The sequence below is a fragment of the Microvirga zambiensis WSM3693 genome (assembly GCF_016735695.1).
GTDB classification, from domain to species: domain Bacteria; phylum Pseudomonadota; class Alphaproteobacteria; order Rhizobiales; family Beijerinckiaceae; genus Microvirga; species Microvirga zambiensis.
The window spans coordinates 23,199-48,774 of the sequence record NZ_JAERQD010000011.1 but is presented as its reverse complement, the minus strand read 5'-3'; the positions used below and the strand labels follow the sequence as shown (position 1 = coordinate 48,774).

The window sequence follows — 25,576 nt, the reverse complement described above, 5'->3', positions numbered from 1 at the left end:
GAGCGAGAGGCCGCGGGCTGGCCACCGCAGAGCAAACCTGACGATCCTGTCCCCGAGCACGCAGTTGGTCACGCGGAACGCGGCTGATATGGTACTGAGGCTGTTCGTTGAATCTGTCACTCCGTGCCACGTTGAGTATCCATGGCGTCCCCACCCTCCTCCCGGCAACTGAAGTCTCCGTCACAGTCTGCTGCTGCATTGTCAGTCGATCTCAGTGCCGCCATCATGGCGGCCACGCCGGACGAGCCGCGGGTGCTCACCGTCCATTTTGAGCAGCAGCGGCTCGACTCCCTGCCCTCTGGGCCCTTGCAGTCGCAGCACCGGACCCTGGAGATGGGGCTGAGAACGTGGGTGGCCGAGCAGACGCAACTCACCCTCGGCTATGTTGAACAGCTTTACACCTTCGGTGACCGGGATCGGGCCGAGGCCCATGACCTGCGAGCCGGGCATACCCTGTCGATTGCCTATCTGGCGCTCGTACGCGAAGCCCGTCCCGCCGGAATGGCGCATGCCGCCTGGCGGAACTGGTACGCCTATCTTCCGTGGGAGGATTGGCGTGATGGCCGACCCAGAGCGCTCACGGTCATCGAACCGGCCTTGAAGGCTTGGGCCAAGGCCGGCGGTAAATCCCTCCGCTCGTTTCGGGAAGAACGTATCGAGCTCACATTCGCATTTGAGGCAGGAGACTGGACCGACGAGCGGGTGCTGGAGCGCTACGAACTGCTGTTTGAGGCTGGCCTCGTGCCTGAGGCTCGGCGCGAGGCACCGCCGGCCGGCTCTGCGAAGGCGCGGCTTGCGCCCGGTCAGCCGATGGCGCTCGATCATCGGCGCATTCTCGCGACGGCCATCGGCCGCCTGCGCGGCAAGATCAAGTACCGGCCGGTGATCTTCGAACTGATGCCGGCCTCGTTCACGCTGCTGGAGCTGCAAAAGACGGTTGAGGCCCTGTCCGGCGTCCGACTGCATAAGCAGAACTTCCGTCGTCTGGTCGAGGCGCAGGGTTTGGTCGAGGAAACCGGCGAGGTCACAGGCGAGACGGGTGGACGCCCGGCCCGGCTGGTCCGCTTCCGGCGCGAGGTCTTGGTCGAGCGTCCTGCCCCAGGCGTGAAGCTGCCCCGCTTACGGTGAGCGCTGTTGAAGCAGATTTTGGGTTGACGCCCGCTTATACTCGTGTCTAGCATAAGTCATATGCCGGCTATCCAGCCGGCTTTCTTGTAGCCGTATAATGCTGCAAATGAGTATAAGTACGATTTATTAATGCTCGCCGTGAGCATAGGAGATCGCAATGTCCGTTGCTGCTTCGTTTGCGTCTGGATCCCTGCCGTTGCCTGACCTCTACGCCCGCGTGCGGCATCACGTTCCGGCGATCGAGTGGCCGGTCTTCGCTGACGACATTGAGGCCATCCTTGCCCTCAAGCGCCAGCACAATGCCGTCATCCTGGCCCACAACTACCAGACACCTGAGATCTTCCACACCGTGGGCGACATCGTCGGCGACAGCCTGGCCCTGGCCCGTGAAGCCGTGAACACCAACGCCGACGTGATTGTGGTCGCTGGCGTGCATTTCATGGCCGAGACCGCGAAACTTCTCAATCCGGGCAAGACCGTGCTGATCCCGGATGCCGAGGCCGGCTGTTCGCTGGCCGAGTCGATCACGGCCGAGGATGTGCGCCAGTTGCGGGCGCGCTACCCGGGCGTGCCTGTGGTTACCTATGTCAACACCTCCGCCGCCGTGAAGGCGGAATCGGACATCTGCTGCACCTCAGGAAATGCCAATAAGGTGATCGAGTCGCTGGGCGTTGACCGGGTCATTATGTTGCCGGACGAGTTCCTGGCCCAGAACACCGCCGCCTTGGTGCCTGGAATCGACATCATTACCTGGGCCGGCCACTGCGAGGTCCACGAGCGCTTCACCGCCGATGACATTCGGGAAGTGCGTCAGAGCTATCCGGATGTGGTGGTGCTGGCCCACCCGGAGGCGCCGCCGGAGGTGGTGGCAGAAGCCGACTATGCCGGGTCGACCGCCGGCATGGCGGACTACGTTGGCGAGAACCGCCCGGCGCGGGTGGCCCTCGTGACCGAGTGCTCGATGAGCGACAACGTGGCGGCTTTGTATCCGGAGGTCGAGTTCGTGCGGCCCTGCAACCTGTGCCCGCACATGAAGCGGATCACCCTGCCCAAGATCCGGCAGGCGCTGGAGCAACGCCGGCACGAGGTCACCATCGACCCGGCCGTGGCCGAGCGCGCCCGACTGGCGGTCGAGCGCATGCTCGCTGTGCGCTGAGGACTGGCCATGACGACAGCCTATCCGCGCGATCGCGTTGTGGTCGTGGGTGGCGGCATCGCAGGACTGGCGACAGCCCTGCATTTGGCGCCGCTGCCCGTGACCCTGCTTGTGGCCTCGCCTCTTGGACACGACGCTGCCACGGCCTTGGCGCAGGGTGGGATTGCGGCAGCCCTTGGGGACGATGACCACCCTGCCCTGCACGCTGCCGACACGCTGCAGGCGGGCACGGGCCTGAGCGACCCTGATGTTGCCGCCCGTGTGGCGGCCGCCGCCCCGGCCTGCATTGCGTGGCTGTTGGCCCAGGGTACCCGTTTTGATCGAACCGCGTCCGAGGACAGCTTGGTCCTGGGGCTGGAAGCTGCCCACTCACGCCGGCGGATCGTGCATGCGGAAGGGGATGGAACCGGCCGATGTGTTCTGGACGCCCTCATCCGTGCCGTCAGGAAGGCTCCCTCCATTCAGGTTTTGGAGGACCACCGCGTCACCGATCTGGCGCTCGACGCCCATGGCGCGGTGGCCGGTGTGTTCTGCATGCAGAGAGATGCCGAAGGCGGCCGTGAGCCAATCTTGATCCCGAGCCGGGCCGTGGTGCTGGCCACAGGGGGGATCGGCGGGCTCTACGCGCACACCACCAATCCTTTGAGCGCGGTGGGAGGCGGGCTGGCGCTCGCAGCCGGTGCGGGCGCGGTTCTGCGCGATCTTGAGTTCGTCCAATTCCATCCCACCGCCATTGCGGCTGGCCTTGATCCTATGCCGCTTGCCACCGAAGCCTTACGCGGCGAAGGCGCAACGCTGGTCAACAGCCATGGTGAGCGATTCATGCAGCACATTCCCGGAGCGGAACTGGCGCCTCGCGATGTCGTTGCCCGGGCGGGCTTTGCCCAGATCTGTGCGGGTGAGCGCGTATTCCTTGATACGCGCGCTGTGCTCGGCGAGCAGATCACCCACAAATTCCCTGGAGTTACGGCGCTCTGTCGGGCCACAGGCATCGATCCGGTGCGCGACCCGATTCCGGTGCGCCCGGCCGCTCATTACCACATGGGCGGGATCAAGGTCGACGCTCACGGCCGCAGCTCCGTTGAGGGCCTGTGGGCCTGTGGCGAGGTCGCCTCGACGGGCCTGCACGGGGCAAACCGCCTGGCGAGCAACTCGCTCCTTGAAGCACTCACCTACGCTGCCTGGGCGGCTGAGGATATCAAAGGAAAGTCAGTCCAGAGGCTAATGGAACGGCCAGCCTCACCGTTTCTTGGTGGGCAGCATCGGCCTGCCGTTCGTCAGCAATCTCCCGACCTGCTGCAAATCCGGTCGATCATGGACCAACAGGTCGGCGTTCTGCGCGACAAGGCTGGATTGCAGGGCGCTATCGGTCGCTTGCGTACGTACTTGCGCACTGGGCGCGCGGCAGAGGTCCACGCCGCTGCAATGGTCGGCCTGCTGATAACCGTGTCGGCCTATAGCCGGAGCGAGAGCCGGGGTGCTCATCAGCGGCTCGACCATCCCGAACTTACGGCGGAACAGCATACCGAGATCACCCTCGATCAGGCGCTGCGCCTCGCGGCTGAGATCGACAACGACACAGCGACAGCTGTCAGGAGAGTTGCATGAAGCCGATTGTCCCCACCCACGGTGTCTTGTCTCCGCTTCCTCGCCTGCTGGTGGAGCCGATCGTGCGCGGCGCGTTGCTCGAGGATCTCGGTCGGGCCGGCGACATCACCACTGATGCCGTCATTCCGGCCGATGCCCGGCTGCGTGGCGCCATCGTGGCCCGGGAACCAGGGGTTGTCGCGGGCGTGGATGCGGCACAACTCGCCTTCACCTTGATCGATCCCGCCGTCACGGTATCTGTTGACCGGCCCGATGGCAGCCGGGTGGAACGAGGAGAGGCCGTTCTACGGCTGGACGGTCCAGCGCGGAGCATCCTCCCGGCAGAACGTGTGGCCCTCAATCTGCTCTGCAAGCTGTCGGGCATTGCAACGGCAACGGCCGCTCTTGTCGATGCCATTCGTCCCCATGGCCATGCGCGGATTGTCTGCACGCGCAAAACAACACCGGGATTGCGCTCGCTCGAGAAGCACGCTGTCCGAGCTGGCGGAGGAGCCAACCATCGCTTCGGGCTCGACGATGCCGTTCTGATCAAGGACAACCACATCGCCATTGCCGGAGGCGTCAGGCCGGCGCTGGAGCGGGCCCGTGCGGCTGTCGGCCATTTGGTCAAGATCGAGATCGAAGTCGACACGCTCGACCAGCTGAATGAAGTGCTGGAGGTCGGCGCTGATGCGATCCTGCTCGACAACATGAGCCCCGACACCCTCTCAGAGGCGGTGCGGCGGGTGAACAAGCGCGCCGTTACGGAAGCTTCGGGCCGGGTCACCGCTGCAACGGCGCCTGCCATCGCAGCCTCGGGAGTGGATCTGATCTCGACCGGCTGGATCACGCACAGCGCGCCGATCCTCGATCTCGGTCTCGATGTGGCCAGAGGCTGCTGATTCGACGGGTCTGAGCTCTAAGGGAAAGACAAGAGCCCCTGCACTTCAGCGGCTCATCCGATGCCGCTGGCGAGGGCTACCGGTCACTATGACCGAGGCTGCGTTCAGGATCCAACTGGTCGCGGACGCGCTGCTTCAGGACCTTGGCCTCGGGGAAACCACCGTCGTTTTTGCGGTCCCAAATGATCTCGCCCTCGTAGCGGATTTGAAAGACTCCGCCTGTGCCTGGAACCAGGGCTACTTCGCCAAGATCGGTTCCGAAGGTCGAGAGAAGTTCCTGGGCAAGCCAGGCCGAGCGCAGGAGCCACTGGCATTGCGTACAGCAGGTGATAGTGATCCTGGGGCCTGACTGATCCATTATGCCACTTCAAGAACTTGCAGCGCCGCTCGTCAAGAGGCGTCAAAGCCCTGTCCGCCTGCGCTTCCTCCTGTGAGCTGCGCCGGTCCGTCGTTAGAAACAGGAGGCCAGCCACATGATGACCTCCCGCGCCAAGGGAAACGTTAACCTCCGCGCAGTCAGACATGGCAATCGGAAAGAGACTTGGCGGAGAATATCATTCTCGAGACTGCCGCCTCGATCTCCCAGGATTCATCAGATGAACGGATGATGACATCAGCATGCAGTGTGAGCATGGCTGCCTCATTTTTAGCATCAGTGCTTAGTTTCGCATCGCACGCGTATGTATGTTGCACCGCACGCGCGCCATACCCGATGGCAAATCCTGTGCCCGCATCGATAGGAGCTCCAGATGTTTGTGTCCCACATTCTTGCGAAGGTCCGCGCGTACTTGACGTACCGCGCGACCGTCAACGAACTGTCCAAACTCTCTGATCACGAACTTGATGATCTGGGCATCAAGCGCTTTCAGATCGAGAGCGTCGCGCGAAGCGACGCCAGGATCTGAATCTGAATGGATCCAGATGGATATGGGTGCCCGCCTTCAGCGGGCGCTTGCGGCATCAATGATCCGAGATGAAAACAGAGGACATGAGCGCTCGCCACGAGACCGGCGCTCCCTGAACCAGGCGCGCTGGCAACGCGCCAGGGCCGGTAAACGCTATGAGACATTTGTAACAGCGCTCGGGCGTGGCCTTGCCAAGGGCCCGAAGCGGTGTCCGGAAAGCGCCGACGATGTTCCCGGCGCAGGAGCAGACCCGCAGATCGAGGTGGCTGACCGCCAGACGCGGCGGTGATCAAATGTCGAGATCGACCCAGAGCGCAGCGTGGTCCGAGCCCGCGTCCTCGGGGCGGGCCACCTCCTCATAAGTTTCCCACTTCTTCGGACGCACACCCGGCCACATCGCCTTGCGGAACACGCCGCCGGCCTTGACCTTGGCGTAGAGCGCCGGCGACAGCAGAATGTAGTCAATCTTGTTGGAATCCGTAGAGCCGCCATAGGTGCCCGGATAGCCGCCGTCGTCAAAGGCGTCGTGCTTGAAGATGTCCGTCAGCGATGTGCTGTCGATCAGTGGCTTGAGCGGACCACTCGTCGGAATGTCGTTGAGGTCGCCAATCACCGCAATGTATTTGACGCCCTGGCCGATCAAGTCCTTGTAGATCTTTGCGACGCGGGTCGCCTGCGCCTTGCGCTTCGCATCCGACACGTCCTTCTTGCCATAACCCTTGCTCTTGAGATGGTTGACCATGACGACCAACCGCGCGCCCTTGGGCGTTGTAATTTCGAACTCCGGGCAATCGCGTGAAAATATGGTTTCGCCGTCAGCCGTGCAATCGTCGACATGGCTGCGCATCGAGCCGATCGGGTAGCCCTTGCGGGTCATCAGGCCAACGTCGATTCCGCGTTCATCATTGCCGTCAATCACCATGACGTGCCGGAACGGCGTGCCCCCGACCGCTGGTAGGATCTCGCGATTGAAGGCCGAGAGTACCGGACGGCTTTCCGCCTCGACGACACCGAGTACGTCCGCCTCAAGGTCCACCATCACACGCGCGGTATTGCGCATGGAGTGCTCATTGATCGGCTCTTCCCGCAGTTCCAGGGAGCCGACCCAATCGGCACGGCCGTTCGCGATGACCTCAAGGCCACCCGCCTTGGGCCGCTTGAGCAAGCCACCCCGATTCCGGCGCAGGATGACGAATGGACCCGTGTCGGATTTTTCCATCCCCAGCGCGCTGACCAGTTTGGCGATCTTCGCCTTGTCGGCATTGCTGTAGGTGACCTGCCCGAGCAGGCCGCTCAGCGCGGCAAAGCGCTCCAGCACGGGCCGCCCGTCCGCCCAGCTGTCGAGGTTCATCGCCTTTGCACGATCGAAGAGGTTTTCGACATTGTACACGGCAAGGCGCATGCAATCCCCCCAACGCTTGGCACGATGATAGCAGGGTTACATTTCAAAGGCACGACAGTCCACGCGAGCAGTGGAGATGGGTACGTCATCCGCATTGGGACTGCGACTGATCGAAGTCGCGCAGTACCCGCGACAGGAATCCCGACGAGCGAGTGCCGCTTGTCGCCCCAGCCGACATCAAGTTACAGCTTGAGGATGGCAGGAAATGGCAGGTTCGATGTCACGTCAGGAGGCGGGCGTGCGCATCTCGCCCGACCTGTCAGCATGGCTCCAGCCAACGCCTGATACCAGCCGTCAACCTTCCCGGAAGATCACACCGTCCTGAATGTCGAGGCCGATCTCCTCGCCAACCCTCAGGTTGGTCGCGAGAGGAGCCTCGATCTCGAGCCTCGTCCCATCCGCTTGCGTCACCTCGATCCGGCGCATGGACCCAAGGCGTCGAACGCCAGTGATGAGACCTTGATGATGTCCATGGCCGGCCTGCACGGGCTTCAGATGCCATGGCCGGCAATAGAGGCTCGCGAGTCCAATGGTTGATCTCGGGGCCGCGACAGAAACAAGCTTTCCGTTCACCAGCACCCTCCCGTCTCGGATGTCTGCGGAAAAGCGGACGGCTTGGCCGAGGAAGGTCATCACAAACGGCGTTGCGGGATGATCCTGCACCTCGTCGGGGCTCCCGACCTGTTCCAGCCTTCCTTGATTGAGGACCGCGACCCGGTCCGCCAGCTCGAGGGCTTCGTCCTGATCGTGCGTGACGAAGACCGTTGTCTTGCCCGTGCGCTCGTGGATGTCGCGCAGCCACGCGCGAAGATCCTTGCGCACCTTGGCGTCGAGGGCGCCGAAGGGCTCGTCGAGCAAGAGGACCCGCGGCTCGACGGCCAGCGCGCGGGCCAGGGCGACCCGCTGACGCTGCCCGCCGGAGAGCTGTGCCGGGAACCGGTTCTCGTAGCCGGAGAGTTGGACCAGATCGAGCAATTCCGAGATACGGCGCCGGATCTCGGTCTTGGACGGACGGTTCGTCCGCTCGCGCACCCGCAGCCCATAACCAATGTTGTCGGCAACGCTCATGTGCTTAAACAGGGCATAATGCTGGAAGACGAAGCCAACCTGACGCTTCTGCACGGGAAAGGTGGTGGCATCCAATCCACCGAAGAAGACCTGGCCGCGATCCGCCTGCGCCAATCCCGCGATAATGCGCAAAAGCGTCGTCTTTCCGGATCCGGATGGTCCAAGCAGTGCCAAGAGCTCCCCGGGCCTCACGGTCAGGTCGATGTCGTGCAGCGCGGCCGAACCTGCGAACGCTTTCGTCACGCCGGCGACGCGGATGTCGACTGCCTGGCCCTGCTCAGCGATGGGTGCCACCGGCGAGATCGGCGCCATGGCGCCACTCGAGAAATGACTTGAGCGCCAATGTGACGAGGGCGAGACTTGCGAGGAGCGAGGCGACGGCAAACGCCGCAACGAAGTTGTACTCATTGTAGAGAATCTCCACATGAAGCGGGATGGTGTTGGTCAGGCCGCGGATGTGTCCCGAGACGACGGACACGGCGCCGAACTCGCCCATGGCGCGGGCGTTGCAGAGCAGGACGCCGTAGAGCAGTCCCCATTTGATGTTGGGCAGCGTCACAGTGAGGAAGGTGCGCCACCCGCTTGCGCCCAGCGTCAGGGCGGCCTCTTCTTCCGCGGTCCCCTGCTCCTGCATGAGCGGGATGAGCTGCCGTGCCACGAAGGGAAAAGTCACGAAGATGGTGGCAAGCACGATGCCCGGGAGCGCGAAGGCGATCTTGATGCCATGCGCCATGAGCCAAGGTCCGAACAGGCCCTGGGCGCCGAAAAGAAGCAGGTAGATCAGGCCGGATACGACGGGCGAGACCGAGAACGGCAGGTCGATCAGGGTGATCAGCAGGCTCTTGCCCTTGAACTCGAACTTGGCGATCGCCCAGGAAGCCGCAAGGCCAAAGACGAGGTTCGCCGGGACCGCGATGGCCGCAACCGTCAACGTCAGCTGGATGGCAGCCAGCGCGTCCGCCTCCTGAAACGCGGCAAGAAAGCCGGCGAGCCCTCGCCTGAAGGCTTCCACGAAGACGACGACGAGCGGCAACACCAGGAACAGAAGCAGGAAGACGAGGGCAATCGAGATAGCTAGACGCCGAATGAGCTTACTCTCGGTCACGACGCTCTGCTGCGGTGAATCCGTTAGCACGAGAGCGGCAGAAAGATCAGACATGACCGAACCTCCTGCGGCTCCAAGCCTGAAGCAGGTTGATCAACAAAAGCACTGAGAACGAGATCGCCAGCATGATGGTCGCGATCACCGTCGCGCCGGTATAATCGTATTCCGACAGCTTGATCACGATCAGCAGCGGAGCGATTTCGGAGACATAGGGCAGGTTTCCGGCAATGAAGATCACGGATCCGTATTCTCCGACCGCGCGGGCGAAGGCCAGTGCAAAGCCTGTCAGCACGCCGGGAAGAAGCGGAGGCAGGAGAATGCTCCAAAGGGTGCGCCAGCGCGACGCACCGAGGGTGGCCGAGGCCTCCTCCAGCTCGCCTTCGATCTCAGCGATCAGCGGCTGCACGGTCCGGACGGCGAAAGGCAGCCCAATGAAGACCAAGGCGATGAAGATGCCCAACGGCGTATAGGCCACCTTGAGACCCAAAGGCTCAAGCAGCGATCCCACCCAGCCGTTTGGTGCGTAAAGAGCGGCAAGGGCAATGCCCGCAACAGCCGTTGGGAGGGCAAAGGGCAAATCGACAATGGCATCGATGAGCTTGCGGCCCGGAAAATCGTATCGGCTGAGAACCCAGGCGGTCAGGAGGCCGAAGAGCGAAGCGACGCCGGCGGCAAGCAGCGAAATGCCGAAACTCGTTTTGAGGGCCGCAGCGACCCGAGGCTCAGTGGCCGTTGCCGCAATCCCGGCGATCCCAATTCCTGAGGCCTTGACCACCAGAGCGCCGAGGGGCAGCAACACCAGCAGTCCAAGGTAAAGCAGCGTGTAGCCGAGCGTGACGCCGAAGCCCGGCAGCACGCTCGATTGTTTGAGGCGCAGAGACAGTGCAGGCCTCATGGTCAGCGCTTGCTGATCTGATCGAAAAGCCCGCCCGAGTCGAAATTGTTCTTCTGAATGTCGTCCCAGTTGCCCTGGAGCGACTCGATCGTGAACAGCTTCAAGTTCGGCAGAACCGCGAGATCCTCGGGCTTGGCGGCTTCGGCCTTGCTCGGGCGGTAATGATGCTTGGCAAAAATCGCCTGCGCCTTGTCGGTGTAGAGGAAGCTAAGGAAGGCCTCGGCGACCTTGCGCGTTCCCTTGCCATCGACATTGCCCGCGACGAGAGCGACCGGTGGCTCGGCCAGGATCGACAGCGTCGGCACCACGATCTCGAACTTGTCACGTCCGAATTCGTCGAGGACCAGGAAGGCTTCGTTCTCCCAAGCCGGCAGAACATCCCCAAGACCGCGCTGGGCGAAGGTCACGGTCGATCCGCGGGCACCCGTATCGAGCACCGGCACGTTCTTGTAGAGGGCGGTGACGAATTCCTTCGCCTTGTCGCCACTGCCGTCCTTGGTCTGCGCATAACCCCAGGCGGCCAGGAAGTTCCAGCGGCCACCCGCGGAGGTTTTGGGATTGGGCGTGATCACCTGGACGCCGGGCTTTACAAGGTCGTCCCAGTCCTTGATGTCTTTCGGATTGCCCTTGCGGACCAGGAAGACGACGGTCGAGGTGTAAGGCAGCGCGTTGTTGGGCAGCTTGCTGCGCCAGTCGGCCGGGATTTTCTTGGTCGCCTTTGCAATGGCATCGATGTCGGACGGAATGCCGAGCGTCACCACATCGGCGTCGATGCCGTCGATGACCGTACGGGCCTGCGCGCCGGATCCGCCGTGGGACGTCCGGATCGAGACGGTTTCACCCGTCTTGGCCTTCCAATCATCGGCAAAGGCCTGATTGACCTCGCGGTAGAGCTCCCGCGTCGGATCGTATGAGACGTTCAGCAACTGCGTCTGGGCCGATGCGGCGCTGGAGAGCGTCAGAAGGCCCGAGCAGCCTATGACCGCCAAACCGATAGCCGGCAGAAGGGACCGCAACGGAGAATGTTTTTTCACTCCAGCGACGTATAGAACATTGCCTTGCATTCTACCCTCCCGGGCCATGATTGAAGCGAGAGCAAGCTATCAATGGCTCTCAGACAAGGGCAGAAATATCCGCTAAAAAGAACGCGTGTCAAATCCCCTAAGGCAATTACTTTGCGGATTGCGCTCCGTATGATGTTCTTTCGTAGTATAGCGGTGCGTGTTCAGAGGATGATGTTTTCCTGTATCCGCCGCGGCGCAGTATGTTTGTGCTAGGCTCTGCGGTATTTTCGTGGGGTTCATTTTTATTTGGCTGAGCACTTGCGGCGAGGGCCTTGTTTAATGCCCAAAATCGCTGGCAGAGGTACGAGTAGAAGATTCTTCTTTAAACGAAGCCCCTTCTAGCAAACTCTTTTATCGCGTGATGTTCTATAAAACGAACATTCCATTGACTTGATGCACCGTCTGCGCGACATTTCGATCCTGCCAGTCACTGCATACGCCGCTTCGAGTGAGCGTCCGACCCGATTTCCCGCGCATCACACCGCTGAAGTCGAGATCAGGATCGGTCGCGTGTGCCGCGTGACTGGTAGCGAAGCGATGAAACACACGTGATCGGACCAATCGATTGCACCCTGCCTTGCACATGCAGCGACCAATCCACGCGTAACGGAGAGAGATCACTGCCATGACACTTCAAATCGGCCAGACGGCCCCTGATTTCGAGACGGTGACGACCGAGGGCCCGATCCGCTTCCATGACTGGATCGGTGATTCCTGGGCGGTTCTGTTCTCGCATCCGAAGAATTTCACGCCCGTCTGCACGACGGAACTGGGAGAGGTGGCTCGCCTCAAGCCTGAATTTGATCGCCGCGGGGTGAAGGTCGTCGGCTTCTCCGTCGATCCTGTGGAGAAGCACGAAGCCTGGGCGCGCGACATCGAAGAGACGCAAGGCGCGGCCGTCAATTATCCCATCATCGGCGACTCCGACCTGAAGATCTCCAAGCTTTATGGCATGCTTCCGGCCGAGGCGGGCGAAACATCCGAGGGGAGGACAGCCGCCGACAACCAGACGGTGCGCAATGTCTTCATCATCGGTCCCGACAAGAAGATCAAGCTGGTCCTGGTCTATCCCATGACCACCGGCCGCAACTTCGATGAAGTGATCCGGGTCATCGACTCGCTGCAGCTGACAGCTCAGCATCGGGTCGCCACCCCGGCGAACTGGAAGCAGGGCGACGACGTCATCATCGCTGGCTCGGTTTCGGACGAGGAAGCCAAGACCCTGTATCCGGGGGGCTGGAAGGCGCCGAAGCCTTATCTGCGCATCGTGGCGCAGCCCGCCAAGGCGAACTGATCTGCGATCTCACGTGCGTAGCAAGGGGCAAATACCCGTTGCTCCGAACAGGGGCGCCGCCAGCGTGATTGCGGGCGGCGCCCAAATGCGCGATCGGCCACGTTGGCCGATGCGCATATCCAAGGAAAAGAAATGACCAGCATGAAAGCGCGGGTGTCCTGGGTCGAGGGCATGATGTTTATCGGCGAATCCGGGAGCGGGCACGCCATCGTGCTGGACGGCGCGCCGGAGAACGGGGGCCGCAATGTCGGCATCCGGCCCATGGAACTCATGCTGCTGGGATTGGCTGGCTGCACGGCCTTCGACGTGGTGCTCATCCTGAAACGTGGTCGTGAGCCCGTGACCGATTGCGTGGTTGAGGTCGACGCCGAGCGGGCGCAGACGGACCCGAAGGTGTTCACATCGCTTCACCTCACGTACCGGCTTTCAGGACAGGGGCTCTCGCCCGAGAAGGTCGAGCGGGCCATCCAGCTGTCCAAGGACAAGTATTGCTCCGCATCCATCATGCTGGGCCAGGTTGCGGACATCACGCACTCCTGGACCGTCGATCCTCGTCTCGCCACTTAATTGTTCAGGACCCTCGCCATGACTGTATCACCCCTCGTTTCGACCGAATGGCTGAGGGACCGCAGCGCCGACCCATCGCTTCTGATCATCGATATTCGCTCAACGGAGAGCGGCGGTCAGGAGGCGTTCAAGGCCGGGCACATCCCCGGTGCCATTCACAGCGACTATGCCGCCGACGGCTGGCGGATTGCCGAAGGCGGTGCCGGCGGTCTGCTCCCCGATGCCGGTCATTTGTCCGCGCTGCTGAGCCGCATCGGCGTCGCGCCTGAGCATCAAGTTGTCATTGTATCGGCCGGAGAAACTGCATCTGATTTCAGCGCCGCCGCCCGGGTTTATTGGACGCTGAAAGCTGTCGGTCACAGACAGGTGTCGATCCTCGACGGTGGCTTCCGGGCGTGGCGGGAAGCCGGCGGCACGGAGGACACCGGCGTGTCTGCGCCGACACCGAGACCGCTTTATCCCGTACAGCTCGCCGGAAATCTTCGCGCTGAGATCGATACTGTCGAGAAAGCTGTGGCACATGACAACGCAACGTTGCTCGACGGCCGCTCGCAGGTCCAATTCGACGGGCGTGAGAAGAGCCCGCAGGTTGCCCGCGCCGGACATCTTCCGGGCGCGGTTCATCTGGACCAGAGCAGAGCCATCCAGCCTGGGACTGGGCGTCTGCGCCCTGTCACAGAACTCGAGCCATTGTTCGAGCGCATTCCTCCCGGGCCTGTAGTGAGCTACTGCAACACTGGCCACCTCGCCTCCACGAACTGGTTCATCCTCTCGGAGGTGCTCAAGCGCCCCGACGTGATGCTGTATGATGGCTCGATGTCAGAGTGGACCCAGGATCCCCACCGGCCTGTCGCGACGAACGCCAGCTAAACCGCAACTACCTCAGACGCGCTCGAGAGCCTGCGTCAGGTCGTCGATCAGATCATCGGGATGCTCAAGGCCCACTGAGAGCCTGACGAGACCTTCCGAGACACCCATTTCCGCGCGCTCCTCGGCTGTGAAGCGCTGGTGCGTCGTCGTCGCCGGATGGGTGATCAGGCTCTTGGCGTCGCCGAGATTGTTGGAGATCCTGATCAGATCGAGGGCATTCAGGAAGCGGAAGGCCCCTTCCTTGCCGCCGTCGATCTCGAGCGCGATCAAGGTGGAGCCGCCTGTCATCTGCCGGGCGATGACCTCCGCCTGCGGGTGATCGGCGCGGCCCGGATAGATCAGGCGGCGGATCTTGGCATGTCCTGCCAATGCGTCTGCGACAATCGCCGTCGTCCGGGTCTGGCGCTCGACGCGCAAGGGGAGCGTTTCCAGGCTCTTGAGAAGCACCCAGGCATTGAACGGAGACATGGAAGGGCCCGTTTGCCTGAGCAGCGTATGAATGTGGGTCTGGATGAACTCTTCGGATGCGAGGATCACGCCGCCAAGGCAGCGCCCCTGCCCGTCGATGTGCTTGGTGGCCGAATAGACGACGCAATCGGCACCGAGCTGCAGCGGCTTCTGCCAGATCGGGGACGAGAACACGTTGTCCACCACCAGCTTCGCCCCGGCGGTGCGCGCAATCCCGGCAACAGCCTCGATGTCGATGACCTCGAGCGTGGGATTGGCCGGGCTCTCGAGAAAGAAGACCTTCGTCTCCGGCCGCACGGCCTTGCGCCACGCGTCGAGATCGGTTCCGTCGACCAGGGTGGCGGCCACGCCAAACCGCGGCAGGAGTTCGGCAATGACATAACGGCATGACCCGAACAGGGCACGGGCGGCAACGACGTGGTCTCCCGCCTGCAGCAGTCCCATGAGAGCCGCCGTCACGGCGGCCATGCCGGTCGCCGTCGCGCGCGCGGCCTCGGCGCCTTCAAAGGAGGCGATGCGCTGCTCGAACATCGTGACGGTCGGGTTTGAGAAGCGGGCATAGAGAAAGCCTGGGCTCTCTCCCTTGAAGCGGGCCTCACACTCTTCCGCGCTGCCATAAACATGGCCCTGGGTGAGGTAGAGTGCTTCGGAGGTCTCGCCGAATTCCGACCGCAGGGTGCCTTCATGGACAAGACGGGTATCCGCGTGCAGGGGCCGGCTTCGACGTGAACGCTCGCTCATGGTTCTTCCTTCACCCTGGCCAGCTGCTCCTCCTCGGTGGTTCAGCGGGCGTTTGTCATGATGATTAGGGATTGTGAAAGAGAGCTGGCGCCTACTTGGCGCCGGAACTCTGGGGACCGCCGCTATGCTGGCCGGTTGCAAAGGACAGGCCATAGCGGATCCGGGCCCAGAGACGCTCGTGGCCGTAATAGAGCACGAGCTTGGTCACAACTTCGGTCGCGCCGATAGCCGCGGCCAAGCGGATATCCTGGCTCAGGACCATAGCGGCACCGATCGTCGCAACCGACCCGATGACCCGCCACGACATGGCCTTGAGAGCGCTGCGCCGCTTCTGCTCGCCCGTCCACTTGATCCAGGCCAACGGAGCGTTGTTGCGGACGACGTGGAGGTTGATCGGCTGCTCTGCCACCGCCCCATCCACGAGCCCGATCGCAACCGTGTCGAAGCTCTCCCGGTCGATGAGAATGAACCCACCGGTGCGGCGGCTCTCGGTATAGGGATCGAAGGCGATAGGCTGGTCCAGTGCGAGAACCACATGGCCGATGTCGTTGGCGCCCAGTGACGACACGGGCACAGAGGCTAGGGAGGCAAGATCGATCCTCTGACGCACACGGACGACCCTTGCAGGCACTGATGCTGCACCGATCTTCAACAGAAACTGGTCACCTTCCTTCAGGTGCTCCGTCGCCATCCAGAACAGGCGGGCGTCGATCTTGTCGGAGACCTGAGCCTGCCTCTCCAGAGAGGCGATGACGTCCCCACGGGAGATGTCGACCTCGTCGGACAGGGTGAGCGTGACGGACTGACCGGCAACGGCCTGGTTCAGCACTCCGTCCATCGTCACGATCTGCGCAATGGAGGTCTCCAGTCCCGAGGGCAGGATCCGCACACGGTCGCCGGATTTGACACGGCCGCTGGTGACAAAGCCGGCAAAGCCACGAAACTCCGGGTTGGGCCGGTTGACCCACTGGACCGGCATGCGAAACGGCTCGGCCTCGGCCTTCTGCTCGACCTCGACAGTCTCGAGATAGGAGAGCAGCGTCGGCCCGGCATACCAGGATGCTTGCGACGATGGCTCGACGACGTTCTCGCCGTGCAGGGCCGACAAGGGAATGGCGGCAATCTGATCGAAGCCCAGATTGACCGAGAAGGTGCGGAACTCCGCACTGATGTGCTTGAATCTCTCCTCGGACCATTCCACGAGGTCCATCTTGTTGATGGCCAAGGCGACATGGCGGATACCAAGCATCGACACGAGAAGCGCATGACGGCGGGTTTGGCGCGTGAGCCCCTTGCGCGCATCGATGAGCAGGATGGCGACATCCGCGGTCGAGGCGCCTGTCGCCATATTCCGCGTGTATTGTTCGTGGCCGGGTGTATCGGCGACGATGAAGGTTCGCCGGTCCGTCGAGAAAAAGCGATAGGCGACGTCGATCGTGATCCCCTGCTCGCGCTCGCTGGCGAGTCCATCCACCAGGAGCGCGAAATCGATGCCTCCGCCCTGCGTTCCATGCTTACGCGAGTCACGCTCCAGCGTCGCCAGCTGGTCGTCGAACAGACGCTTGGACTCGTACAGCAGACGACCGATCAATGTGGATTTGCCGTCATCGACGGAGCCGCAGGTGATGAAGCGGAGCAAACTCTTGCGTTCATGGGCCGCGAGGTAGTCCTCCAGCAGAAAGCTGTCGGGTGCGGGACGGACAGTCATCAGAAATAGCCCTCTTGCTTCTTGCGTTCCATGGACGCGGCCGTGTCCTTGTCAATCGCGCGCCCGTGGCGCTCGGACGTGCGCGCCTCAAGCGTCTCGCGGATGATGTCCGGGAGAGTGGCGGCCGTGCTCTCTACGGCTCCTGTCAACGGATAGCAGCCGAGCGTCCTGAATCGGACCGATCTCGGCTGCGGCTGCTCGCCAGGATGCAGCGGCAGCCTGTCATCATCGACCATGACGAGCATGCCGTCGCGCTCCACGACCGGTCGTTCGGCCGCGAAATAGAGCGGCACGATCGGGATGTTCTCCCGATGGATGTAGAGCCAGATGTCGAGTTCGGTCCAGTTCGACAGCGGGAAAACGCGCAGGCTCTCGCCGCGGCGCTTGCGCCCGTTGTAAAGCTGCCAGGGCTCTGGCCGCTGCCGCTTGGGATCCCAGCGATGATGGGCATTGCGCAACGAGAACACCCGTTCCTTCGCGCGCGACTTCTCTTCGTCGCGGCGGGCGCCACCGAAAGCAGCGTCGAACCCATACCGCTCGAGCGCCTGCTTGAGCGCCTGGGTCTTCATGACATCGGTATGGACCTCTGAACCATGGCTGATCGGGCCGATGTTGCGCGCAAGGCCATCCGGGTTAGTGTGCACCAGCAGGTCGAGACCCAACTCCTTCGCCCGACGATCGCGAAAGGCGATCATCTCGCGGAACTTCCAAGTGGTGTCGACATGCAGCAGCGGAAACGGAGGCTTTGCCGGGTAGAAGGCCTTTAGCGCAAGATGCAGCAGAACCGACGAGTCCTTGCCGATTGAGTACAGCATGACTGGATTGTCGCTCTCGGCCACCGCCTCGCGCATGATGTAGATGCTCTCCGCCTCGAGGCGATTGAGATGGGTCAGTCCGGCTTCCGGCAATTCACGCTCAAGGGCCGGCCCTTGAGGATAAGGCTGCCCTGCGCGGCGCATAGCGCCGTCACGCCACCCGGTCATGGGACGGCTCCTGTGTTGTCTGTGTTGGCACGAGGTGCAGGCCGCATTCCTTCTTGCTCTCCTGCTCCCACCACCAGCGGCCTGCACGCTCGGGCTCGCCGAGACGGACCGCACGGGTGCAGGGTGCGCAGCCGATGGAGGGAACGCCCTGATCGTGCAGCGGATTATAGGGAATGGCATTGTCGGCCACGTATCGGACAAGGTCCTGGCGGTTCCAGTCCGCCAGTGGGTTGACCTTGATCAGTCCGTAACTGCTGTCGTGAACCGCAAAAGGCACCGCAGCCCGGAAGGCGGATTGCTCGGCGCGCAGGCCCGTGATCCAGCCTGCGGCGCCCGCGAGTGCCCGGCCAAGAGGCTCCACCTTCCTGATGTCACAGCATGCCTTGCGGGCTTCCACAGAGTGACGAAAACCGTTGATCCCCTGGCCGGTGACCAGAGTTTCCAGACCGGACCGATCCGGGTTGACCGCCCGGATCCGGCGTCCGTAGCGATCCTCCGTCTGCGCCCACAGGTCATAGGTCTCGGGGAACAGCCGTCCGGTATCGAGGGTGACGATCTCAACATGAACATCGAGGCCGGCCCGGAAAATGGCGTGGGTGAGGGCCTGATCCTCGAGCCCGAAGCTTGTCGTAAACACGAGCCGGCCACTGATCGAGCGCGAGACGAGGGTAAGCCGCTCGGGAAGGCTGACATCGGTCATGGCGTGGGCCAGAGCCTCCGCTCCGGCTCCTCCTGAACCCAGATCCATGGAAACTGTCTCCAAAGTGTGAGATCGAACTTGTTCTTAATAACGAACGGTGTCAAGGTCAGGTTGTTCTGACTCGACGAGGCGATCGATTGATCGAAGGGGCAAGTTATCCCAAGAAGAGAAGATTTTTTCCTCAAAGCTCGGAACAAGGACAATCATATTCGACAAAAGGCGGGATGCAGAGATGGATCGCATCGACCGAAAAATTTTGGACCTTATTCAGCAGAATGGCACGCTTTCTGTCGCGGACATCGGCCATAAGGTCGGGTTGTCTCAAACGCCATGCTGGAAGAGGATCCAACGTCTTGAGGCCGAGGGCGTGATCCAGCGACGGGTCGCGCTTCTGGATCCTGAGAAACTGGGTCTCGGCCTGACCGTCTTTGTGTCCATCGAAGTCGGTGATCATACCCAGGAGGCGATCGACCGGTTCATCGAGGCGATTGCGACCATGGACGAGGTTGTCGAGTTCCACCGGATGGCCGGCGACGTCGACTACATCCTTCGCGTCGTGGTCTCGGACGTGAAGGCTTATGACTTGTTTTATAAGCGTTTGATCGCGATCGTTCCGCTCAAGACAGTCAGCTCGCGCTTCAGCGTCGAGCGGGTCAAGTTCACCACGGCGCTCCCGATCCAGATAACCGTGTGACGCAAGCCAATGATAGATATATAATCCTAAGCCTATAGATAAACAGAATTCTCTTCTCTCTTTTTTGAATCTTACAAAAGAAGTTTCCTGCCGATCGTCGTTCTTTAAAAAGAACATTCCATTGACTTGCTCCGGGGCAGCGCGCGACATTCGAGCCATGTCAGCATCAGCGCTTCTCCCACAAACCGCCCCTTTCGGTGACGACGACCGGCTCAGCCTCGATCGCGTCTTGAGCGCCGCCTCCCCGCTTCAGCGTGCGTGGCTCGCCGGCTTTCTCGCGGGCATCGATGCAAGCCAAACGCCGCTCCCTATTGTGGATGCGCCAGCCCGCGCGGCTGAGCCTCTCACGATCCTGTTTGCCAGCGAATCCGGTAACGCCGAGCGGTTGGCTCAGGATGTGGCAAAGCTCGCCAAGAAAAGCGGCTTCAAGCCCAAGATCATCGATTGCGCGGACCTCGATATCGCCGACCTGCCGAACCACAGCCGCCTCGTGGTGATTGCCGCAACCTGGGGCGAGGGCGAGCCACCTTCGCGCGCCACGCGGGCCTATGCTGACCTGATGGGAGCATCGGCGCCGCGTCTTGAGGGCATCACCTATGCCGTCCTGGCCTTGGGCGATACTGCCTACGCAGACTTCTGCGGCGTCGGCAAGGCCATCGACGCACGGCTTGCGGAACTCGGGGCGGTGCGGGCCGTCGACAGGATCGATTGCGACCTCGATTTCGAGGCCCCGGCTGTGGCCTGGATCAAGAGCACCCTTGAGACACTCGCGCCCGACCAGAGTGCATCCGACAATGTGGTCGCGGTGGATTTCAGCGCCCGCAGCACCACCGAGGTCAGCCGCGAGCCGCTGACAGCCGAAGTGCTCGAGCACATCAACCTGAACTCCTCCCGCTCCGGCAAGGAGACCATTCACCTGGCGCTCGGCTTTGAGCACGGGGCCCCGGCCTATGAGCCCGGCGACTCGCTCGAACTCTTTCCCGAAAACCATCCGGCGCTTATCGAGTCCGTTCTTGCGGCCACAGGGCTCAGTGGCGAAGACGCTCTGCGCGCCTCCCTGACCACCGAACGGGATATCACCACGCTCTCTCTCAAGACGCTTGAAGCCTTTGCTGCCGAGACCGGGCATGCCGACGTGCGCAAGCTTCTGGAGGAGGGGCAGGCGCGCGCCTGGATCGAGGGGCGCCAACTGATAGACTTGGTCGAGGCCTTTCCCGCATCGTTGACGGCTCAGCAGCTCACGGCCCTCACACGCCCCTTGCCGCCGCGGGCTTATTCCATTGCCTCTTCGCGCAAGGATGTCGGCGACGAAGCCCATCTGCTCATTGCGGCCGTCCGCTATGAAACGCATGGCCGGGCCCGTGGCGGTGTCGCCTCGACCTTCGTGGCGGACCGCCTCAAGGCGGGCGCATCGACACGCGTTCGCCTCAAACCCAACAAGCATTTCCGGCTGCCCGATCCCAAGACTGACATCATCATGATCGGCCCAGGAACCGGCATTGCCCCCTTCCGTGCCTTCGCGCAGGAGCGGCGGGCCATCGGTGCCAGCGGCAAGTCCTGGCTGTTCTTCGGCGACCGGCGCTACACGGACGACTTCCTCTATCAACTGGAATGGCAGGATGCCCTGAAGGACGGATCACTGTCCCGGATCGACCTCGCCTTCTCGCGCGACACGCCGCAAAAGGTCTACGTGCAGCACCGCCTTTGGGAGCAGCGCCGCGACATCATCGACTGGCTGGATAACGGTGCCCAGCTCTACGTCTGCGGCGACGCCAAGGCCATGGCGAAGGATGTGCGCGCCGCGCTCGTTGCAGCCTTCGCAGACGTCAAAGCCCTTTCGTCCGACGCTGCCGAGCTTGCCGTGACCGAGCTTGAGCGCGGCCGCCGCTATCACCAAGACGTTTATTGAGAAGAAGGTCGATGTCCAAGGAACTCTCTCGCAACGAGCGCATCAAAGAGGCGAGCGGCTATCTCCGCGGCACGCTCGCGGAAGGCCTCACCGACATCGTGACGGGTGCGATCACCGAGGACGACCAGCAGCTGGTCAAGTTCCACGGCATGTACCTGCAGGACGACAGGGATCTGCGGGCTGAGCGCACCAAGAAGAAGCTCGAGAAAGCCTATTCCTTCATGATCCGCCTGCGCATTCCCGGCGGCGTGTGCACGCCGACGCAATGGCTCCAGCTCGACCGGATCGCCCGCGAGTATGCCAATGGCACGCTGCGCCTAACCACCCGGCAGACCTTCCAGTTCCATGGCGTGATCAAGTCGAACCTGAAGGCGACGATGAAGGCCATCGACACGGCGCTTCTCGATACGCTGGCCGCCTGCGGCGACGTCAACCGCAATGTGCTGGCCTCCACCAACCCGCATCAGTCCCGAGTCCACAAGGCCGCCCTCGATCTTGCGCGGTCGATCTCCGAGCACCTCCTGCCGCAGACACCGGCCTATCGGGAGATCTGGCTTGACGGTGAGAAGGTCGTCGGCGGCGAAGAGGTCATTGAGCCCGTCTATGGCCGCACCTACCTGCCACGGAAGTTCAAGACCGTGGTAGCCGTTCCTCCGTCGAACGAGGTCGACATCTTCGCTCAGGATCTCGGCTTCATCGCGATCCTCGACAAAAAGAGTGCGGTCAAGGGCTGGAATGTGACGGTGGGCGGCGGCATGGGCATGACCCATGGCGAGGAAGACACCTACCCCCGGACCGCCGACGTGATGGGCTTCTGCCGGCCCGAGGATGCGCTCGCCGTGGCCGAAGCCGTGGTGACGGTGCAGCGTGACTGGGGCGACCGCACACTGCGCAAGCATGCCCGCCTCAAATACACCATCGAAGACCGTGGTCTTGATGCTTTCCGGGCCGAGGTCGAGAAGCGCATCGGCAAAGCTTTGGGCAAGCCACAGCCCTTCCAATTCAACAGCAACGGAGACCGATACGGCTGGGTCGAAGGCGAGGATGGCCTGTCCCACCTGACGCTCTTCATCGAGAATGGCCGGCTGCGCGACATTCCCGGCGGACCGTCCCTCATGACGGGGTTCCGCCGGATCGCCGAAATCCACGACGGGGAATTCCGTCTCACGGCGAACCAGAACGTCATCGTCGCCAATGTGTCGGCCGAGAAGCGTCCGCAGATCGAAGCGCTGGTGGAGGAATATGGCCTGACGAGCCAGGCCACCGCGCTGCGCCGCAACGCGATGGCGTGCGTCGCCCTCCCGACCTGCGGCCTGGCGCTCGCCGAGAGCGAACGCTATCTACCATCGCTCGTCACAGCCCTTGAGGAGCGGCTCAACCTGCGCGGGCTTGCGGAGGACGAGATCACGATCCGCATGACCGGCTGCCCCAATGGCTGCGCCCGCCCGTATATCGCCGAGATCGGCCTCGTCGGCAAAGGCCCCGGCCGCTACAATCTCTATCTCGGCGCCGCCTTTGACGGCTCCCGCCTCTCGAAGCTTTATGCCGCCGATCTTCAGCACGACGAGATCGTCAGCGCTCTCGATCCGCTCTTTGCGGCTTATGCTCATGGCCGCAGGCCCAGCGAGAGGTTTGGGGATTTCGTCATCCGCGCAGGTATTGTCGCTGCGACGAGGAACGGACCTGACTTTCACGCCAACACGGGCCCTCTGGCCGAGGCAGCGGAATGATCAGACCGCTTCGTCCCGAGGATCGACGCCCCGCGCGCCTTAACGCCCTCCCGAAGTTGCCGATCTTCTTCGATCTTGCAGGAAAGACCGTTCTTGTGGCGGGCGGGTCCGACGGGATCGCCTGGAAGGCGGAGCTTCTCGTAGCGGCCGGCGGCACGGTCCAGATCCTTGCAGAGGACCCATCCCCGGAGTTGTTCGCGCTGGTCCAGAGCGACCCGGAGCGGTTCACTCTGACCCAGCGGAGTTGGCGTGATGCCGACTTCCAGAACGTCTCGGTCGCGGTAGCCGATATCGAGGATCGGCAGGAGGCTCGGCTCTTTGCGGACACAGCCCGTCGGCATGGGGTCCTTGTCAACGTCGTCGATCAGCCGGCCTTCTGCGATTTCCAGTTCGGGACCATCGTCAATCGGGCACCAGTCATTATGTCCATATCGACCGATGGAGCCGCCCCGATTCTGGGTCAGGCCATCCGCCGCCGGATCGAGGCGATCCTTCCCTCCTCCCTCGGCGCATGGGCGCAGGCTGCAAAAGACTTCCGTGATCACCTGCGGGACATCGTCCCGTCGAAGCCCGGAAGGCGTCGGTTCTGGGAGCGGTTCGTCGATGTCGCATTTGCGGATGAATTCCAAGGTTGGGACTCGCACGGCGCTCTGAAGCGCCTCGCACGCGAGGCTGGCGGAGACGCCTCGGAGAGGCGAGGACCAGGTGAGGTTGTCATTGTCGGTGCAGGACCGGGTGACCCCGAGCTTCTGACCCTTAAGGCGATGCGCGAGCTGCAGGCCGCCGATGTCATCGTCTATGATCGCCTCGTCACGCCGGCGATTCTCGAACTGGCCCGCCGGGAGGCCCGCCGGGTTCATGTCGGAAAGGAAGGTCATGGCGCATCATGCCGCCAGGAAGACATCAACGCTTTGATTGTCGATCTGGCGCTTGCCGGCGACCGTGTCGTTCGTCTCAAAGGCGGCGATCCCGCTATTTTCGGCCGTACCGGCGAGGAGGTGGCGGCCTGTCAGGAAGCCGGTGTTCCGGTCCGTATCGTCCCCGGCATTACAACTGCGAGTGCCGCTGCCGCCTCGCTCAACGCTTCCCTGACTCATCGCGATCATGCGCAACGGGTCCAGTTCGTCACTGCTCACGATCGGCATGGAGAGCTGCCGGAGAACCTCAACCTCGCCGCATTGGCGGACCTACAGGCGACAACGATCGTCTATATGGGACGGCGCACGGCGCCCAAGCTAGCAGCCCAGATGATCGAAAGCGGCCTGCCTCCCGAGACGCCTGTCGTCGCGATCAGCAATGTGTCGAGAGACAATCAGGAGAACACCTACACGACCATCAAGGATGTTTCTTGCGGCATTTCTCTGCCCGAAGACGGGCCACTGATCATTGCTATCGGTGCGTCCGTGGCGGCACCACATGAAATCCCGCTTCATGCGAGCGGCGAATTCACCGCTCGCAATGGACAACGACAGCTCTCAGCGAAGAACGAGCAATCGGCCTCCGTACTCGTGGGACACTGACGGCGGTCATACCTTTTCTCACAGCGGCTTGGCCGTCGCGGGTGCTGCAATCTGATCGAAGTAAGCAACCCTGCCCGCAACAGCCGCTCCGACGGTGAGCCAGAAAAGAAGTATCCCAAGAATCATCTTGCGCCATGAGCGCGAATGCACGAGAGCCATGTAATCGTCCGAGCCCGCTATCATCTCCTCTCAACTCTACAGGTTTCAGCATGAGGTGGACAAGTAATCTCAGTTCAGCAGACGCAGTTTAGAAAAAGCTTCTCATATGATCCTGCTTTAGCTGATGATCATGTCGCAGGATCTTTATCGTAGAGCATAAAGTTCTAGGGCGCATACACTCAGCCTTGGACTTGAGTAATCTCCTTTGTCACAACCATCCGAATGCGGTGTGTTCAACGGAATCCAGAGAAATTAATTGGGGTGCTACAGTCTAAAGGCACATACCCCGAAGGCACGGGCATTTTGGGACGACCTATGACTGCAATGGCGTCTGCTCCCGCGACAATCTTCGGGTGGTTCCATGGCGCGAAACCCAATGTGACTGGAGCGGCTCTCCCAAGCCGGAGGCTATGGCTGCTTGGCGTCGCGACCTCGCCAATCCCATCTGACCGCGGACCATTTAGTTCCAGGCATCAAATAGCCAAGTCCAGAGTGCATGACGAAGGGCGGGGAGCAGAAACTCGACGGGTAGTCACGCATAGCGCAATCATTGCTTCAGTCGAAAGGAACATGACCATGGATGTCTCTGTTGAAGCTATCCCCATAGCGAGCGTCGTCGGCGTTTCGGCGACCGTGGATGGTTCTTACATCATCATACGTTTTGGGGCCGATAACGATCAGGAACTTGTTCTGGCCCTACCGTACGACGTCGGGTTTGGTCTTCTTCGAGCCTCATCCGTTGCACTTGGAGAGGCTCTCCGAAGGAAAGTCGACGACCCTGCCTCAGTCCTGGTCACGCCTCTCGATTGGTGGGAGTTCCAGCCCCTCAAGGACGAGAAGGTGCTTTTGTCGCTCCGGCAGCCGGGAGGACTTGCGACCCACCATATCCTCCCTAAGTCCGAAGCTTCTCACATGAGAGACGTACTCAGTGCGGTATTGCACGACGTGCCCAAACACGATCTGAGCAAGTCTATAAACTGAAGGGGTTTCATGCTGATGTCTTGAGGCCCGGTTTTCGTGA

Annotated in this window: 23 protein-coding genes and 1 pseudogene; 13 read left to right on the top strand and 11 right to left on the bottom strand. The window is 62.1% G+C overall.

What is annotated here, in order from left to right:
• Positions 1-141 precede the first annotated feature (141 nt).
• The 4 genes from JKL46_RS10785 to nadC all read left to right on the top strand — a co-directional run bounded on the left by JKL46_RS10785 (position 142) and on the right by nadC (position 4,773).
• Positions 142-1,128 carry an NUDIX hydrolase gene (locus JKL46_RS10785; protein WP_201832692.1) on the top strand — a complete coding sequence of 329 codons (987 nt, stop codon included), beginning with the start codon at positions 142-144 and terminating at the stop codon, positions 1,126-1,128.
• 157 nt (positions 1,129-1,285) lie between these two features.
• Complete coding sequence (gene nadA / locus JKL46_RS10780; RefSeq protein ID WP_201832691.1) at positions 1,286-2,284, top strand: quinolinate synthase NadA; 999 nt, start codon at positions 1,286-1,288, stop codon at positions 2,282-2,284.
• A 9-nt stretch (positions 2,285-2,293) separates the two neighbouring features.
• A complete protein-coding gene (locus tag JKL46_RS10775; RefSeq protein WP_201832690.1) occupies positions 2,294-3,892 on the top strand; it encodes an L-aspartate oxidase in 1,599 nt (532 codons plus the stop codon).
• Positions 3,889-4,773 (top strand): carboxylating nicotinate-nucleotide diphosphorylase, encoded by an 885-nt coding sequence (gene nadC, locus JKL46_RS10770; RefSeq protein ID WP_201832689.1) that lies wholly within the window; start codon positions 3,889-3,891, stop codon positions 4,771-4,773. Before JKL46_RS10775 ends, nadC begins: the two co-directional genes overlap by 4 nt.
• 76 nt (positions 4,774-4,849) lie before the next feature.
• Here the strand turns inward: nadC and JKL46_RS10765 are convergent, their stop codons facing one another.
• Positions 4,850-5,131, bottom strand: coding sequence for an Rdx family protein (locus JKL46_RS10765; RefSeq protein WP_201832688.1), 282 nt, complete (start codon positions 5,129-5,131; stop codon positions 4,850-4,852).
• A gap of 391 nt (positions 5,132-5,522) precedes the next feature.
• Here JKL46_RS10765 and JKL46_RS10760 point away from each other — a divergent pair, with 391 nt between their 5' ends.
• Positions 5,523-5,678, top strand: coding sequence for a DUF1127 domain-containing protein (locus JKL46_RS10760; protein ID WP_201832687.1), 156 nt, complete (start codon positions 5,523-5,525; stop codon positions 5,676-5,678).
• Between the two features lie 289 nt (positions 5,679-5,967).
• Here JKL46_RS10760 and JKL46_RS10755 read toward each other — a convergent pair whose 3' ends face one another.
• The 5 genes from JKL46_RS10755 to JKL46_RS10735 form a co-directional block, all read right to left on the bottom strand.
• Complete coding sequence (locus JKL46_RS10755) at positions 5,968-7,080, bottom strand: endonuclease/exonuclease/phosphatase family protein (RefSeq protein WP_201832686.1); 1,113 nt, start codon at positions 7,078-7,080, stop codon at positions 5,968-5,970.
• A 294-nt stretch (positions 7,081-7,374) separates the two neighbouring features.
• Positions 7,375-8,460 (bottom strand): sulfate/molybdate ABC transporter ATP-binding protein, encoded by a 1,086-nt coding sequence (locus JKL46_RS10750; RefSeq protein WP_201832685.1) that lies wholly within the window; start codon positions 8,458-8,460, stop codon positions 7,375-7,377.
• Positions 8,426-9,307, bottom strand: a complete 882-nt coding sequence (gene cysW / locus JKL46_RS10745; protein WP_201832683.1) for a sulfate ABC transporter permease subunit CysW — start codon at positions 9,305-9,307, stop codon at positions 8,426-8,428. The genes JKL46_RS10750 and cysW overlap by 35 nt, the downstream gene beginning before the upstream one ends.
• Positions 9,300-10,148, bottom strand: a complete 849-nt coding sequence (gene cysT, locus JKL46_RS10740) for a sulfate ABC transporter permease subunit CysT (protein ID WP_201832681.1) — start codon at positions 10,146-10,148, stop codon at positions 9,300-9,302. The genes cysW and cysT overlap by 8 nt, the downstream gene beginning before the upstream one ends.
• Positions 10,149-10,150: 2 nt before the next feature.
• Positions 10,151-11,212, bottom strand: coding sequence for a sulfate ABC transporter substrate-binding protein (locus JKL46_RS10735; RefSeq protein ID WP_201832680.1), 1,062 nt, complete (start codon positions 11,210-11,212; stop codon positions 10,151-10,153).
• A gap of 625 nt (positions 11,213-11,837) precedes the next feature.
• Here JKL46_RS10735 and JKL46_RS10730 point away from each other — a divergent pair.
• The 3 genes from JKL46_RS10730 to JKL46_RS10720 all read left to right on the top strand — a co-directional run bounded on the left by JKL46_RS10730 (position 11,838) and on the right by JKL46_RS10720 (position 13,943).
• Positions 11,838-12,506, top strand: coding sequence for a peroxiredoxin (locus tag JKL46_RS10730; protein ID WP_201832679.1), 669 nt, complete (start codon positions 11,838-11,840; stop codon positions 12,504-12,506).
• A 141-nt stretch (positions 12,507-12,647) separates the two neighbouring features.
• Positions 12,648-13,073 carry an OsmC family protein gene (locus JKL46_RS10725; protein ID WP_201832854.1) on the top strand — a complete coding sequence of 142 codons (426 nt, stop codon included), beginning with the start codon at positions 12,648-12,650 and terminating at the stop codon, positions 13,071-13,073.
• Positions 13,074-13,091: 18 nt separating this feature from the next.
• Positions 13,092-13,943: a sulfurtransferase gene (locus JKL46_RS10720; protein ID WP_201832678.1), complete on the top strand. Its 852-nt coding sequence runs from the start codon at positions 13,092-13,094 to the stop codon at positions 13,941-13,943.
• Between the two features lie 12 nt (positions 13,944-13,955).
• Here JKL46_RS10720 and JKL46_RS10715 read toward each other — a convergent pair whose 3' ends face one another.
• The 4 genes from JKL46_RS10715 to JKL46_RS10700 form a co-directional block, all read right to left on the bottom strand.
• Complete coding sequence (locus tag JKL46_RS10715) at positions 13,956-15,152, bottom strand: O-succinylhomoserine sulfhydrylase (protein WP_201832677.1); 1,197 nt, start codon at positions 15,150-15,152, stop codon at positions 13,956-13,958.
• A gap of 91 nt (positions 15,153-15,243) precedes the next feature.
• On the bottom strand, positions 15,244-16,860 hold the full coding sequence (gene cysN, locus JKL46_RS10710) for a sulfate adenylyltransferase subunit CysN (RefSeq protein WP_201832676.1): 1,617 nt from the start codon (positions 16,858-16,860) through the stop codon (positions 15,244-15,246).
• A complete protein-coding gene (cysD, locus tag JKL46_RS10705) occupies positions 16,860-17,843 on the bottom strand; it encodes a sulfate adenylyltransferase subunit CysD (protein ID WP_281399859.1) in 984 nt (327 codons plus the stop codon). Before cysD ends, cysN begins: the two co-directional genes overlap by 1 nt.
• The gene (locus JKL46_RS10700) at positions 17,827-18,591 is read right to left on the bottom strand and encodes a phosphoadenylyl-sulfate reductase (protein WP_201832675.1); all 765 of its coding nucleotides are present in this window, start codon (positions 18,589-18,591) and stop codon (positions 17,827-17,829) included. The genes cysD and JKL46_RS10700 overlap by 17 nt, the downstream gene beginning before the upstream one ends.
• Before the next feature lie 184 nt (positions 18,592-18,775).
• Here JKL46_RS10700 and JKL46_RS10695 point away from each other — a divergent pair, with 184 nt between their 5' ends.
• From JKL46_RS10695 to cysG, 4 genes and pseudogenes are all read left to right on the top strand, one after another.
• Positions 18,776-19,237, top strand: coding sequence for an Lrp/AsnC family transcriptional regulator (locus JKL46_RS10695; protein WP_201832673.1), 462 nt, complete (start codon positions 18,776-18,778; stop codon positions 19,235-19,237).
• A gap of 157 nt (positions 19,238-19,394) precedes the next feature.
• Complete coding sequence (locus JKL46_RS10690) at positions 19,395-21,146, top strand: diflavin oxidoreductase (RefSeq protein ID WP_201832671.1); 1,752 nt, start codon at positions 19,395-19,397, stop codon at positions 21,144-21,146.
• 23 nt (positions 21,147-21,169) lie between these two features.
• Positions 21,170-22,876 (top strand): annotated as a pseudogene (locus JKL46_RS10685) (NADPH-dependent assimilatory sulfite reductase hemoprotein subunit); the annotation flags it as partial.
• Positions 22,873-24,396 (top strand): siroheme synthase CysG, encoded by a 1,524-nt coding sequence (gene cysG, locus JKL46_RS10680; RefSeq protein ID WP_201832666.1) that lies wholly within the window; start codon positions 22,873-22,875, stop codon positions 24,394-24,396. The pseudogene JKL46_RS10685 and the gene cysG, both read left to right, overlap by 4 nt.
• Positions 24,397-24,414: 18 nt before the next feature.
• On the opposite strand, the gene JKL46_RS10675 is transcribed toward cysG, so the two are convergent.
• A complete protein-coding gene (locus JKL46_RS10675) occupies positions 24,415-24,555 on the bottom strand; it encodes a hypothetical protein (protein ID WP_201832664.1) in 141 nt (46 codons plus the stop codon).
• Between the two features lie 570 nt (positions 24,556-25,125).
• Between JKL46_RS10675 and JKL46_RS10670 the strand changes: the two genes are divergently transcribed.
• Positions 25,126-25,536, top strand: coding sequence for a hypothetical protein (locus tag JKL46_RS10670; RefSeq protein WP_201832662.1), 411 nt, complete (start codon positions 25,126-25,128; stop codon positions 25,534-25,536).
• The last annotated feature ends 40 nt before the right edge of the window (positions 25,537-25,576 follow it).